Genomic DNA, 12,975 nt, shown 5'->3' with positions numbered 1-12,975 from the left:
CTAACGACAGAGAGCGCGATTTTCTTTTGTTTCAGCGGGCAAGGACGCCCTGCGGCACGGCATGAGTCGGCTTTCGCATCTGGATGTCACGCCGCATATTCCCTTTGGCGGCGCGCGGCAGTCCGGCCTTGGCGCCAAGATGAGGATCGGCGGATTGACCGATTTCATGCAGCGGCGTATCGTCAGCCGATAAACAGCGACACTCCAACACGCCGTCGGCCTTTGCCTTGGCGCATCTGGATTGCAGTTGTCGCGACCGCAAAAGAGGTGCGCTTGGGCGGAATAGATCAGCATGGTGCTGCCGGCAATCCGGCATGCAAAAGCGGGCCGTCGGAGCTGCGGTCAGGGCAGGGCAGCTTTGGCAAACTTCACGCCAAGCAGGTAGAGGCCCTGATCCGCCACCTGATCGATTGCCGGCGCGTGTTCGATGGTGACCTTGACCTGTTTCTTGTCCTCACCATTGTGGGCGAACGCACGTTTCAGGCACGCAGCGCGCCCGAGGACATGGACATGCACGATTTTGCCGCAGGCTCGGTCAGCAATCTGTGCCCCGCCGCCATCAATTTGCAATCTATCGCCGATTTTAGCGGCATCCCGCGTGAAACAGTGCGCCGCAAGATCGAAACGCTGATCGAAAAAGGATGGGTCGCCCGGGACGCCCGCAAATATATCACCGCGACAGACAAGGCGAAGGAAAATCTCGTCGAACTGACCAGAAGCGCAGTGCAGTTCAGAAACGCCATGGAAACCGCTTTCCGGCAACACCTGTCAAACCCCTGAAGTTGGTGCGAGGCGCTGCGCAGGGCGTGTCAGTGCACCGGGGGGTCGGTTGGCGGTACAAAGCCCACCGGCGCTACCGGCTCTCCGGGTTTGCGTGGCGGCATTGCATCTTCCGGCACATCGTCGATCTGCATGTCAGCAGTGCGGACATGCTCTAGATTGCGGACCTTGACCCGCAGCTCGCCATTTTCGAAGCGCAGTTCGTTGAAGCTGGGCGGCGTGGAGCGCAGGCGCCGGGACAAGGTGCCCGCACCGATCATGCGAACCTGACCCTCGTCGGTGTCATGCACAAGGTCAAAGGCATCGTGCACATGTCCTGACAGAACCGCGAGCACATTGCGCCGGGCCAATTCGCGCAAAGCCTTGTTTCCTCCGTGCGTAAGAGCGGTGCCCGATGTGCCTGCCTCCACCAGGGGGTGGTGGGCTGTGATCAGTGCGCGGGTTCCGACAGGCAGGCGATCAATGGCAGCAAGCGTCTTTTCAAGCGCGGGGCGGGTGATCCAGCCTTTCGACCAGTCGAGCCGCCATTGTGCGCGGGCTGCCGTCTTGAGCGGAATGACAGCCGTGGCAGGCAGGTTCAACTCCTGCTCCAGCAATCCTTCAATGGCGCGAAATCGCCGATACGGGTGCAAAAACCGTTCGACGGGATTGAAATAGGGCATGTCATGGTTGCCCACTTCCACCGTCACGGGGACTTTGAGCGATCCGATCCACGCGCAGGCCGCAGCAAATTCACGGTGACGTGCGCGCATGGTGACATCGCCGGTAATCGCCACCGCATCGGGCTTTTGCGCTTCAATCTCGCCAGCTACCCAGTCAAGCGCGCGCCGGTCTTCCAGTCCGAAATGTATATCGCTCAAGTGAAACAGCAGCAACGCAGGTCCCCTCCTCCTGATGAATTCTGCACCATCAATGAGGGCAGCCCAGAAACTCAAGGTCGAGCACATGGTGCCGGAAAGTCATCGTGCCGCTGCCCCGGCATTGTTCGCCATCGATCATCAGGTCGATGGTATCACCGCTGTCTGCCCGACACTGTACAAGCGTCGCGCTGTTCAAATCGTCGTGTGGACCTTCGCGGAAGTTGCGGCGCAACAATGCCGCACCCTGCGCGAGATAGTCGCTGATCGTAGCCGCGACGTAGCCTTCTACCATGATCGTGTGGGCATCGGGTGCAAGCCTGATGGCGGCGTAGCCTTCGGCGCGGCCCAGCTTGGGGTCGGTGACATGCACCATCGGTCCTGCAATGCTCTGGCTGGCTGCCTCGATCGTGTTGCTCACCATCGCGGCAAGATCGTGATTGCGCATGTCTTCACGCACATCGGCCCATTTTGCGCCCGGACCGGCAAGTATTTCAGCAAGCGCAAAGCCGCTATCGCATGCTACCCCCCCGATGCGCCGTCGCTGCAGCGAACCTGCAGCAAAATGATCGAGAATTGTCTCGATGCCAAGATCGCCATACAATTCGCTGCACAACAGGTTTGCGGTTCCGCCGGGCAGGGCCAGCACCTGACCGTGCCAGCCTTCCAGCCGGGTTGTCACGCTGTTGATCGTGCCATCGCCGCCATGCACCGCGAGCGTGTCCACCTGCGCTTCGATCAGCGCAGCAACGTCGGGCATGTCGTCGCCATGGCAGTCGAGTGTTCGCACAGGCATCCTGCCCGCTTCGCCAAGCCTGCCAAGCACCAGTTCCATGCGTGCCTGTTCGTGACTGCCACTGGCCTTGTTGATGACAAGCCAGAGTGTGTTGTCATGAGCCATGGTCACAAAGCGATGCAGCCCGCTTGCGGTTCCCGCGTCGCCCGATGTGCGCTGCAAACGGCAAACGTGGAGGCGATCAGATCTTTTGCGACAGGATCAGCCAGGCAGCCAGCGCATTGAGCAATGAATAGCCAAGATACGCCAGCACAACCCATGCACTGCCGCTGGCGACCAGCAGCATGGTTGCAAGCAGCAGGCTGAACTCCACCACCAGGCTGAAGCGGCCGCCCAGCAGATGCACGAACCAGGGCATGCGACCCAGCAATCTGTGCCCGCTTTCCAGCACAGCGCGGTGCATCGCGAAATTGGCGATCCCCAGCATGAAGGTAACAAGCAGCGCCATGGTCATGCCATGATAGCCGCCGTTGCCGATTCGCAGCGAGTGTTTTCCAGCCAGACGCATCATGGATGCGGCAGGTCGTCCAAAGGGGCTGAATTTACGAACCGATCCGTCGGGTTCACGCCGCCCCGGCGCTTCCTCGCGATCGTCCGGCAACGGCGCAGCGATGCAGGCTGCGCCGAACCGGTCATTCTTTTACAGGCAGCAGGTTCTCCCTGGCGATCTTCTCGCGCCAGACAAGCGGCGCCAGCTTGTGGACATTGCGTCCCCGACTGTCGACGGCGACGGTCACCGGCATGTCCTCCACCCTGAATTCGTAGATCGCTTCCATGCCCAGATCCTCGAAGCCGACGACGCGCGCTTCCTTGATGGCGCGGGAAACCAGATAGGCAGCGCCCCCCGTCGCCATCAGATAGGCGACCTTGTGCCTGGCGATGACGTCGACTGCGCCCTGGCCGCGTTCCGCCTTGCCAATCATCGCGAGCAGGCCAAGGTCGAGCATCATGTCGGTAAAGCCGTCCATGCGCGTTGCCGTGGTCGGTCCGGCCGGGCCGACGATCTCGCCCACCACCGGATCGACCGGGCCGACGTAGTATATCGCGCGGCCCCTGAAATCGACGGGCAGCGGTTCGCCGCAATCCAGCATGTCGCGGATGCGCTTGTGTGCCGCATCGCGCCCGGTCAACATGTGTCCCGACACCAGCAGCCGGTCGCCATCCTGCCAGCTTTGCACCTCGGCATGGGTGAGCGTGTCGAGATCGACTCGTTTTGCCGCGCTGTCCGGTTTCCAGCCCACATCGGGCCATTCATCAAGATTTGGCGGGTCGATATAGCTCGGTCCCGATCCGTCCAGCGTGAAATGCGCATGGCGGGTTGCCGCGCAATTGGGGATCATGGCGACCGGCTTGCCCGCGGCATGGCAGGGCCAGTCGAGGATCTTCACGTCGAGCACGGTGGAGAGCCCGCCCAGACCCTGCGCTCCGATGCCCAGCGCATTGACCTTGTCGTAGATCTCTACCCGCAGCCGTTCGATGTCGGTTTGAGGCCCGCGCTGTTTCAATTGCCCCATGTCGATCGGGTCCATCAAGGATTGCTTGGCCAATTTCATGCAATGTTCGGCTGTGCCGCCGATGCCGATGCCGAGCATGCCGGGCGGGCACCAGCCGGCGCCCATCTGCGGGATCATCTCGAGCACCCAGTCGACGATGCTGTCCGACGGGTTCATCATCTTGAACTTGGACTTGTTCTCGCTGCCGCCGCCCTTGGCGGCGACGTCGACAGCCACAGTGCTGCCCGGCACCATTTCCACCGACAGCACGCATGGCGTGTTGTCGCGCGTATTGCGCCGGGTGAAGGCAGGATCGGCAAGAATGGAGGCGCGCAGCCGGTTTTCGCCATGAGTGTAGGCGCGCCGCACCCCTTCATCGACCACGTCCTGCAGGCTGCGGCCGCTGTCGAGGCGGCAATCCTGACCCCATCTGACAAAGACATTGACGATGCCGGTGTCCTGACAGATCGGCCGGTGGCCTTCGGCGCACATGCGGCTGTTGGTCAGGATCTGCGCGATGGCGTCCTTGGCTGCCGGATTGGCTTCTGCCTCATACGCCTTGCCGAGCGCCTTGATGTAATCCATCGGATGATAATAGCTGATATATTGCAGCGCATCGGCCACGCTGTCGATCAGATCTGTGTCCTTGATCACCACCATGTCAGTCATTTTTCTGCGATCCTGCCTAGCCTGGGCCTGCGTCCGACAAGCCGGCGGGCCATCTGCAATGATTGCGTGGCCTCTAACCACTACAAACGAAGTTGCCAAGGCGGCGGCATGGCTGGCAGACGCAGGCGCGCCGCGTAATGTCGCTTTCGTCCCGTAGGGGTCTGCTGCCGTTGCGCCTTGACTCCGAAGCGCCTCGATCCAGGTGCTCTGGCTGTCTGGCAGCTGCCGGCTTGTCCAATCGGGTGATTGCGCAACTGCGCTGGTGTGTTAAGGCAGCGGCGATTTTTCATGTCCATCGTGACAACAGCAAGAGAGCCGTCGATGGCGACAGTTTCACCACCTGCCCGTCCGCAGGATGATCACGGGCAGGATTTCGCGCGTGCGCGCCGGACCATGATTGAAAGCCAGCTTCGCCCTACCGGCATCTATGATGTGGTTGTGCTTGAAGCGATGGCCAGCATCCGGCGCGAAGATTTCCTGCCTGAGAGCCTGCGATCGATCGCTTACATGGACCGGCAGATCCCGCTTGGTGGCGGCCGTGCGATGAATTCGCCGCTCGCGCAGGCGTCGCTGCTCCAGCAGGCTCGCCCGTTGCCGGGTGACAAGGCGCTGCTGATCGGCGGCGGGACAGGCTATATGGCAGCCATGCTGGCATCGCAGGTCGGATCGCTGGATGTCGTGGAGCCGGATGAGCGATTGGCCCGTATCTGCCCGGTCAGCGCCGGCGCCTGGCACAGCGGACCTCTTGATGCCGGCTGGGCTGCAAATGCTCCCTATACTCTTGTGGTGATCGATGGTGCGGTTGAACATGTGCCCGACTTGCTGGTGGATCAACTGGTAACGGATGGACGTATCGTGCTCGGCACGGTGGAACGCGGTGTCACGCGGCTGGCCACAGGCGTCAGGGTTGCCGACCGTATTGCCATTCAGCCTCTTGCCGAAATTGGCATGGCGGTTCTGCCGTCGTTTGCCCGCGAACAGGGCTGGAGTTTTTGACTGTGCCTGCAAAGCGCATGCTGCTGCTGACCGGGACGATCTGTGCGGCCGCGCTGGTGGCGCCGGCTGGTGAGGGTCGTGCCGATACCTTGCAGGAAGCGCTTGCACTTGCCTATCAGTCGAACCCCACGATCGAGACAGCCCGCGCGGACCTGCGCGCCGCAGACGCCAATGTCGCGATCAACCGCGCCGATGCACTGCCCGACGTGCGCGCGAACGTCACTTATACCGAGTTCGTCAAGCAGAGCACGAACAGCTTTACCGCGCCCGATCGGGGCCTGTTCGCAGGGCTTGATCTTGCGGTTCCCGTCTATCAGGGTGGCGCGGTCAGGAATTCCATTCGCGCTGCGCAGGAACGCGTGCTGGCCGGACGGGCCGATCTGCGCGGCACGGAATCAGGTGTATTCAGCCAGGTCGTGGCCGCCTACATGGATGTCATCCGCGATGCCGCGGTCGTCCGGCTCAGCCGGCAGAATGTCGAAGCGCTGGGCGTCAACCTCCAGGCAACCAGCGACCGGTTCGAAATTGGCGACCTTACCCGCACCGATGTCGCGCAGTCCGGTTCGCGCCTTGCGCTGGCGCAAAGCGACCTGCTGACCGCGCAGTCCAACCTGATCAGCAGCCGGGAGCGTTATATCCAATTGGTCGGCAAGGAACCGACGGACCTGGAACCACCGCCGCCGCTGCCCAATCTGCCCGACAGTCCCGAGCAGGCGGTAGACGTGGCGCTGCGCAGCAACCCTGACCTCATCGCTGCGCAGGAACGCAGCGAAGCGGCCCGCTATGACATAAAGGTGGCAGGATCGGGCCGCTATCCCCGGGTCGAGCTTTATACCAGCGGCGGGTATAATGATTATTTCGGCACCCTAGGCGGGGGGCAGGCCGATTTCGTCAGTCAGGCTGAAACCACTGCGCAGGCTGGCGCGCGGCTCAGCATCCCAATATTCCAGGGGGGGCGGCCAGCGGCCCTTCAACGACAGGCGCAGGCGCGGGCTTCTGCCACGCTGGAGCTTGCAGTGGCGGTCGAACGCGATGTGATAGCGCAGGTCCGCGCGTCTTACGCAGCGTGGATCGCCGCACTGCAGGTGATCGACGCCACAACCACCGGAGTCGATGCCGCCAGCCTCAGCCTTGAAGGCGTGCGGGCTGAAAATACGGTTGGAAACCGCACGATCCTCGACATTCTCGATGCGGAGCGCGAATTGCTGACCGCGCAGGTGCAGTTGGTGACTGCGCGCCGCAATGCCTATGTTGCCGGATTTTCGCTCCTGGCGGCGATGGGCCGGGCCGAAGCAGAGGATCTGGCGCTGGAAGTCGGTCCGCTGTATGATCCGGTTGCCAATTATGAAGCAAACACCCGTTTCCTGTGGGATTGGAGCATGGACCCCGATCCCGTCGCGCAATCGAGCCGAACGGTCGATACAAGAGCGCAGGATGCCAGAATAGCAGACGAGCCGGTCTTTGATGCGCAATGAGCACGCCTTGAAGGCCGGACCAATCGTACCGCTGACATGAAGGGACCCGCCCGTGCGACATGATGAAGAACAATCGGTCGAGGATATCCTGCAATCCATCAAGCAGGTCATCGAGCGGGATGAACAGGCGATGCCCTTCGCCCAAGCCCGCAGCAGATCGGGCGGGAACCGGGCAAGCACCGCAGCTCCTCCAGTGCACGAGCAGATGCCGGGCGAACAGCCCTTCAGCGATCCCGACGGCGTTGACGCGCCGCTGATCGCGCAGCCTGTGGAACAGGTCATGCGCAACTCCTTTGCCGCTCTGTCGCGGGCGGCCGATGCTGCGCCCACTTCCGCCCAGCGCGAGGCGAAAAACACCATCGAGGACATGGTGCGCGACATGCTGCGTCCGATGCTGAAGGACTGGCTGGACAGCAATCTGCCTGCAATCGTCGAACATATCGTCGAGCGTGAAGTGCGCCGCATCACGGACCGGGAATGATGCAGGATCCCGATGGTCCGGGCAGAGCGGCGCCGGTTCGGCAGGATACGGGCCAGCGGGCACGCGAGGAGCTGTCGCGGGCGCGGGCTGCTTTCGTATCCACAGGCGCGGCGCAGGCGCAAAGACACATCTTTCTGTGCGCCGACCAGTCGAAACCCAAGTGCTGCACTTTGGAAGCCGGGCTTGAAAGCTGGAAATATCTTAAGAAGCGCCTCGCCAAGCTGGGCCTTGACCGCCGGGGCGGTGTCATGCGCACCAAAGCCAATTGCCTGCGCGTCTGCAAGGCAGGGCCGCTGGCAGTCGTCTACCCTGAAGGGATCTGGTACTGGGGCTGCACGCCCGAGGTGCTGGAGCAGATCATACAGCAACATCTGATCGGCGGGAAAGTGGTGGAAGCATACAGGCTGACTGCCGATCCGCCGCCTCTTGCCGAAACCGGCGGATCAGCTTCTGGCTGAGCAGGAGCGGGCAATCGGATGCGAATGCTTCATTTGTCGCATTCGATGTTTGCCTTGCACCATGCCGCTCGTCGTTGATCAGCTGTCGAAGATGGCGTTGCGCAAGCGGCTGAACAATCTGGTTGGCCGGCTATTGCGTGCCGCCTCCAGCAGCATCTCGCGGGAGTATGGCTTGGCAAGGACGGTGCCCATGGCCTTGACGTGATCGGGAATGGCATTTGGATCGCCGGTGGAAAACACGATACGCGGCCGTTCGGTCGCCAACTGGATGACCAGCTCTGCCAATGCCCAGCCATCATTTCTGTCCACCAGATGCACATCCAGAATGACGAGTTCAGGGGGGCCATGCTCCAGCGCCTCGACGGCCTGTGCCGTGCTGGAGCACACCACGACCTGCGAAGCTCCACCATCCGCCAGTGTTTCTTCGATGAACATGGCAAGGATGGGATCGTCCTCCACCACCAAAGCGCGCCCGATCCGAAAATCCGCATCATTCGAGGGCGACGTTTGCTTCATTCCGTCACGTCCTCCATCTTCCCCGGTCCGCCTCTGTGTCAACCCGTTTGCAGTCTCGCGACAGCAGTCGGTGCCGCTCTGCTGCCCCCGGGGCAGCTCGCTTCCACTATAACGGTTTCTGGTAAATCGTATATTCGCGGTTCACATTTGCGCCAATGGCTTCGGCAATGGCGTTCATCCCCTGATTGTCCTCAAGGATCCAGCCGATCTCCGCCCGCTTGCCATGGTAATTCGTAACTGCCGCCTGCCGGATCTGCTCGATCATCATGAAGGCGAGCTGACTGGCAAGGCGGCTGCTCTGGAGGCGCTTGCGGACACCCATGAGGGGAACGCGCATGTCGGCCTCGGCAGGTTTACGCAGCCAGCGCAGCAGCTTGATCCAGCCAAACGGAAGCAGGCGGCCGCCGATCTCGGCCAGCGGCCGGTTGAGATCAGGCAAGGTCATCATGAAGGCCACCGGCTCCCCTTCATATTCAGCGATCATGATGAGATCCTCGCGCACCAGCGGCTTCAGCTTGCGGCCGGTATGCGCCACCTCGTGTTCCGTGATCGGCACAAAGCCCCAGTTCCCGCTCCATGCATCGTTCAGGATGTCCACGATCAGCGCGGCTTCATGTGCAAAGTGCGCCTTGCTTACCTGGCGCAGGACGATCTTGTCGTTGTTTTCCCCCGATGCAATTATGCGGCGGATCAGCTTGGGAAACTCCTGCTGAATGTCGAGTGCGAAAGTGCGCAGCGTCTTGGCAGCAGCATAGTCCTGCGCCTCTATCCAGCCTTGGTAATGCGGATTGTGGTGGCCCATCATCACCGTTGGCGAATGATCGTGCCCGGTGGTCAGCAGGCCCGGTTCTTCCCAGATGGACAGTGAAATCGGGGCCAGCACCCGCGTCATGCCGCGCGCACGCAGCCAGTTTTCGGCAGCTCCGATCAGCGCGTCTGCAACTCTGGCATCGCGTGCTTCAAACAGGCCCCAATTACCAGTGCCCGGTCCCATTCCCTGTGCGGGGGGCATGGCCAGTGCCAGCCTGTCAAAATGCGCGGAAATGCGCCCAACCGGCTTTCCGCCACGGAAAGCCAGGAACAACTGCACTTCGGCATGTTCGAAAAACGGGTTTTTGGCAGGATCAATGGTTTCTGCCGCTTCGGAGCGCAGCGGTGGAACCCAGGCGGGGTCATCGGCATTCAGACGATAGGCAAGATCGATAAAGGTCTTTCGTTGTCTGCCCGTTGCAACCGGAACGATCGTGATTGCGTCAGTAGCCGTCATGTTAGCAAATCCGGTAACGAAAGCTGCCTCTCAGTCAGTGTGGCACGAAGCTGCGCTATCCTGCGTGGCTGCGCCACCGGGCTGCTTGCCAAGTGCCCGGCGGCGCGGGTGTCCCGATGCAATCCCGCCCGACAGTTCCTTGACCCAAGGCCAGCGCTGCGCGACTTCTTCATCATAGCCAAGGTTGAACACGGTCGGTGAACGCCTCGGCCGATCCTTCTTCACGTAATAGGTGCCAAGCAGGCGATCCCACATGTAATTGGTGATGCCGAAATTGCCGTTTTCATCGAAATAATGATGTTCGTTATGGCGCTGCTTCATGTGCTGCACCCATTTCCACTTCGGCTTGAATGCCAGATGCTGGATGCAATGCATGAACTCGTAATAGCAGGTGGTCAGCAGTCCGGTGGCAAAGGCAGCGGCCGCCCCGCCGATCCCGCCGATCAGATAGCCGACCGGCACTGTCGCCACCAGAATGGTAGGCAGTGTGGTGTGCAGCGCACCAAACAGCACCTCGAGATGGTTGGGGTCCTGATGATGGTCATAATGGATGCGCTTCCACGTGGGCGACAGCGCCTTGAACCTGTACATCCATCGTCCGTGCAGAACATACTGGTGGAGCAGATGCCAGGCCAGCGGATAGATCACCAGACCGGCCAGCACGGCGCCGGCCGTCTGCAACAGCGAGGCTGGAAAAAACGCGAAAATGCCGATGCAGACCGCCGTCAGCGCGAGATAGGCAACGATGGTGTAATGCTGGAAATATGCCGACACCAGGTCCTTGAAGGTCATGCGGTCAAGGTAATGCGAGCGTTTCCAGAACGGCAATGCGCTTTCATCGCGCTGCACTGCTGCAGCATTGTTGTTTGCCATCACGTCAATCCTGTTCAGTTCCGCCAAAGGGGGGTGTTCCGGCCCGTACTGCACACCGCCTGCACGCAAAGATTCTCATTGGAGGCAACATGTAGCAACGATGTCGTGAACCGCAACTCACCATCAATGGATCATCGCGTTCGAACCAGAAGGTGCGACTTGTTTGCTGCACCGGAAGTTTGCGCAGAGCGGACGCAGGCCTTATCAGGCGGATCATGATCGATCCCTTTCCTGTTGCGCTTGCAAGCTTCCACACGCCCGACGGGACGCGGATCGCCTACCGCCATCTGCCTGGAGCCGGCCCGCTGATCGTGTTCCTGCCCGGGTACATGTCGGACATGACCGGCACAAAAGCGGCCGCGATCATGCAGCACTGCGCTCAACGCCAACGCGCGTGCCTGCTGCTGGATTATTCCGGCTGCGGGAGCAGCGAGGGTGATTTTGCAGATGGCACGCTGTCGCGCTGGACCGGCGAGGTCGTGTCCCTCCTCGATCGGCTTGACGCCGGACCTGTCCTGCTGGTCGGATCTTCGATGGGCGGATGGCTGATGTTGCTCGTGGCGCTTGAACTCGTGCGACGCCACGGACAGCAGGCGGTTGCCGGCCTGGTCGGGATTGCGCCCGCGCCGGACTTTACCCGATGGGGCTATGACGATGCCCAGAAGGCACAGCTTGCTGCCGGCACGACCGTTTACGAACACAATGCCTACGGACCTGAACCCACGCCTACTCATGCCGCCTTCTGGCAGGATGGGCAGCGCCAGCAGGTGCTGGACAAGCCGATTTGCGTCACGGCTCCTGTTCGCCTGCTGCACGGGCAGCGGGATACCGACGTGCCATGGCAGAAATCGCTGCAACTGGCCGATGCGCTCACATCGGCCGATGTCCAGATCATGCTGGTGAAGGAAGGCGATCATCGGCTTTCACGCGATGCGGACATCGCGCTTCTGCTGGGGGTGATCGACAGGATGTGACGACATCTGCCGCCGGTCAGCCGGCGGGAATCACATTTCCTTCAGCATTACCGCATTGTCGGCCAGCACCGCTGGCGCGATAACGGCACCGCGTTCAACCAGCTTGCGGCCCTGCACGTAATCCTTCATCTTATTCACGCAGTCGAGCGCGATAACGCGCCCGTTCTTCAGGTAAATGACGGAGAAGCTGCGGTTGGCAGGGTCGCCGCGCACCACCGTGTCATCATGGTCGATCGACAGGCCGACAGTCTGCAGTTTCAGATCATACTGGTTCGACCAGAACCACGGCGTTGCAGAATAAGGGGCCTCCTCTCCGCAGATGGCCTTGGCCACAATTGCCGCCATGTCGTTGGCGTTCTGCACGGATTCCAGCCGGATGACAGCGCCATCGGCAAACCGGTTGGCATGTGCCGCGCAATCGCCGATGGCATAGACGTCAGGCAGGCTGGTATGGCAAAACTCGTCGACATCGACGCCATTTGCGCCAGTAGCACCTGCCCTGATGAGAGGCCCGATGGCCGGCACGATGCCGATCCCCACGATCACCATGTCGGCAGGCACGATGGTGCCGTCCGACATCCGCACACCGGTCAGCTTCTCGCCGTCGCCTTCGATGCAATCGACTGCCACCTCGAGCCGGATGTCGACGCCATGATCGCGATGTTCCTGTTCGTAGAACCGCGACAGGCTTTCACCGGCCACGCGGGCAAGCACGCGATCGAGCATTTCAAGGAGCACGACCTCAAGCCCGAGTTTGCGCAGGACCGCTGCCGCCTCCAGCCCGATGTAGCCGCCGCCAATGATCACCGCGCGTGTTGCGCCGGCGTCGATTTCGCGGATCATCCGGTCCACGTCCGCGCGGGTGCGGACCGAATGCACCCCGGCAAGGTCCCCGCCTGCGCAGGCAAGCCGGCGGGCATCGCCGCCTGCGGCCCAGACAAGATGCCTGTAGGTCATGGTGGCGCCATCGCCCAGCGTCACGCGCTTTTCCGCAGGATCGAGCGCAGTAACCTCGCGCCCCAGCAACAGATCGATATCCTTGTCCGGCCAGAAGGACGGAGGGCGAATATAAAGCCGGTCAAATGATTTTTCGCGGGCCAGATATTCCTTGGACAGGGGCGGGCGTTCGTATGGTGCCTCCTGTTCGCGCCCGATCAGGGCGATGCTGCCTGCAAACCCCTGCTGCCGCAGCGCAAGGGCCGCAGCAGCGCCGCCATGTCCGGCGCCGACGATGATGACATCTGCGTGATCCATTGCACTTTCACTCCTGACCATGCCGGTTTGCTAGGGCGAGATCCGGCGCTGTGCAAGCCGTCCGGGTCTTCGCCCTTGCCCCTTGG

At 61.6% G+C, this 12,975-nt stretch carries 15 protein-coding genes; 7 read left to right on the top strand and 8 right to left on the bottom strand.

Annotation, left to right across the window (positions count from 1 at the left end):
* Nucleotides 1-61 precede the first annotated feature (61 nt).
* Both RM533_RS08165 and RM533_RS08160 read left to right on the top strand, forming a co-directional pair.
* Entirely contained in the window at nt 62-193 is a 132-nt protein-coding gene (locus tag RM533_RS08165) for a hypothetical protein (RefSeq protein ID WP_311340730.1), read from the top strand.
* Between the two features lie 80 nt (nt 194-273).
* Nucleotides 274-780, top strand: a complete 507-nt coding sequence (locus RM533_RS08160) for a helix-turn-helix domain-containing protein (protein WP_311340729.1) — start codon at nt 274-276, stop codon at nt 778-780.
* A 29-nt stretch (nt 781-809) separates the two neighbouring features.
* Here RM533_RS08160 and RM533_RS08155 read toward each other — a convergent pair whose 3' ends face one another.
* The 4 genes from RM533_RS08155 to RM533_RS08140 form a co-directional block, all read right to left on the bottom strand.
* Nucleotides 810-1,640: a metallophosphoesterase family protein gene (locus tag RM533_RS08155; RefSeq protein WP_311340728.1), complete on the bottom strand. Its 831-nt coding sequence runs from the start codon at nt 1,638-1,640 to the stop codon at nt 810-812.
* A gap of 49 nt (nt 1,641-1,689) precedes the next feature.
* A complete protein-coding gene (locus RM533_RS08150) occupies nt 1,690-2,538 on the bottom strand; it encodes a diacylglycerol kinase family protein (protein ID WP_311340727.1) in 849 nt (282 codons plus the stop codon).
* Between the two features lie 76 nt (nt 2,539-2,614).
* Nucleotides 2,615-3,034 (bottom strand): hypothetical protein, encoded by a 420-nt coding sequence (locus RM533_RS08145; protein WP_311340726.1) that lies wholly within the window; start codon nt 3,032-3,034, stop codon nt 2,615-2,617.
* Nucleotides 3,035-3,065: 31 nt separating this feature from the next.
* Nucleotides 3,066-4,595, bottom strand: a complete 1,530-nt coding sequence (locus RM533_RS08140; protein ID WP_311340725.1) for a fumarate hydratase — start codon at nt 4,593-4,595, stop codon at nt 3,066-3,068.
* 321 nt (nt 4,596-4,916) lie between these two features.
* On the opposite strand from RM533_RS08140, the gene RM533_RS08135 reads away from it, so the two are divergent.
* Genes RM533_RS08135 through RM533_RS08120 form a run of 4 tightly spaced genes read left to right on the top strand, consistent with a single transcriptional unit; the run spans nt 4,917 to nt 8,005 of the window.
* Complete coding sequence (locus RM533_RS08135) at nt 4,917-5,591, top strand: protein-L-isoaspartate O-methyltransferase family protein (protein ID WP_311340724.1); 675 nt, start codon at nt 4,917-4,919, stop codon at nt 5,589-5,591.
* A gap of 17 nt (nt 5,592-5,608) precedes the next feature.
* Entirely contained in the window at nt 5,609-7,066 is a 1,458-nt protein-coding gene (locus tag RM533_RS08130) for a TolC family outer membrane protein (RefSeq protein ID WP_311340811.1), read from the top strand.
* A gap of 52 nt (nt 7,067-7,118) precedes the next feature.
* Nucleotides 7,119-7,547, top strand: coding sequence for a DUF2497 domain-containing protein (locus tag RM533_RS08125; RefSeq protein WP_311340723.1), 429 nt, complete (start codon nt 7,119-7,121; stop codon nt 7,545-7,547).
* Nucleotides 7,544-8,005: a (2Fe-2S) ferredoxin domain-containing protein gene (locus RM533_RS08120; RefSeq protein WP_432265049.1), complete on the top strand. Its 462-nt coding sequence runs from the start codon at nt 7,544-7,546 to the stop codon at nt 8,003-8,005. The genes RM533_RS08125 and RM533_RS08120 overlap by 4 nt, the downstream gene beginning before the upstream one ends.
* A gap of 78 nt (nt 8,006-8,083) precedes the next feature.
* Here RM533_RS08120 and RM533_RS08115 read toward each other — a convergent pair whose 3' ends face one another.
* The 3 genes from RM533_RS08115 to RM533_RS08105 form a co-directional block, all read right to left on the bottom strand.
* The gene (locus RM533_RS08115; RefSeq protein WP_311340722.1) at nt 8,084-8,521 is read right to left on the bottom strand and encodes a response regulator; all 438 of its coding nucleotides are present in this window, start codon (nt 8,519-8,521) and stop codon (nt 8,084-8,086) included.
* Nucleotides 8,522-8,627: 106 nt separating this feature from the next.
* Entirely contained in the window at nt 8,628-9,788 is a 1,161-nt protein-coding gene (locus tag RM533_RS08110; RefSeq protein WP_311340721.1) for an N-acetyltransferase, read from the bottom strand.
* A 30-nt stretch (nt 9,789-9,818) separates the two neighbouring features.
* The gene (locus RM533_RS08105) at nt 9,819-10,661 is read right to left on the bottom strand and encodes a sterol desaturase family protein (protein ID WP_311340720.1); all 843 of its coding nucleotides are present in this window, start codon (nt 10,659-10,661) and stop codon (nt 9,819-9,821) included.
* Between the two features lie 215 nt (nt 10,662-10,876).
* On the opposite strand from RM533_RS08105, the gene RM533_RS08100 reads away from it, so the two are divergent.
* On the top strand, nt 10,877-11,635 hold the full coding sequence (locus RM533_RS08100) for an alpha/beta hydrolase (protein WP_311340719.1): 759 nt from the start codon (nt 10,877-10,879) through the stop codon (nt 11,633-11,635).
* Between the two features lie 30 nt (nt 11,636-11,665).
* On the opposite strand, the gene RM533_RS08095 is transcribed toward RM533_RS08100, so the two are convergent.
* The gene (locus RM533_RS08095) at nt 11,666-12,889 is read right to left on the bottom strand and encodes an NAD(P)/FAD-dependent oxidoreductase (protein ID WP_311340809.1); all 1,224 of its coding nucleotides are present in this window, start codon (nt 12,887-12,889) and stop codon (nt 11,666-11,668) included.
* Nucleotides 12,890-12,975: the final 86 nt, after the last annotated feature.

This window comes from Croceicoccus esteveae, from assembly GCF_031846435.1.
Taxonomy (GTDB): Bacteria; Pseudomonadota; Alphaproteobacteria; order Sphingomonadales; family Sphingomonadaceae; genus Croceicoccus; species Croceicoccus esteveae.
This window is presented reverse-complemented; position numbering and strand designations above follow the sequence as displayed.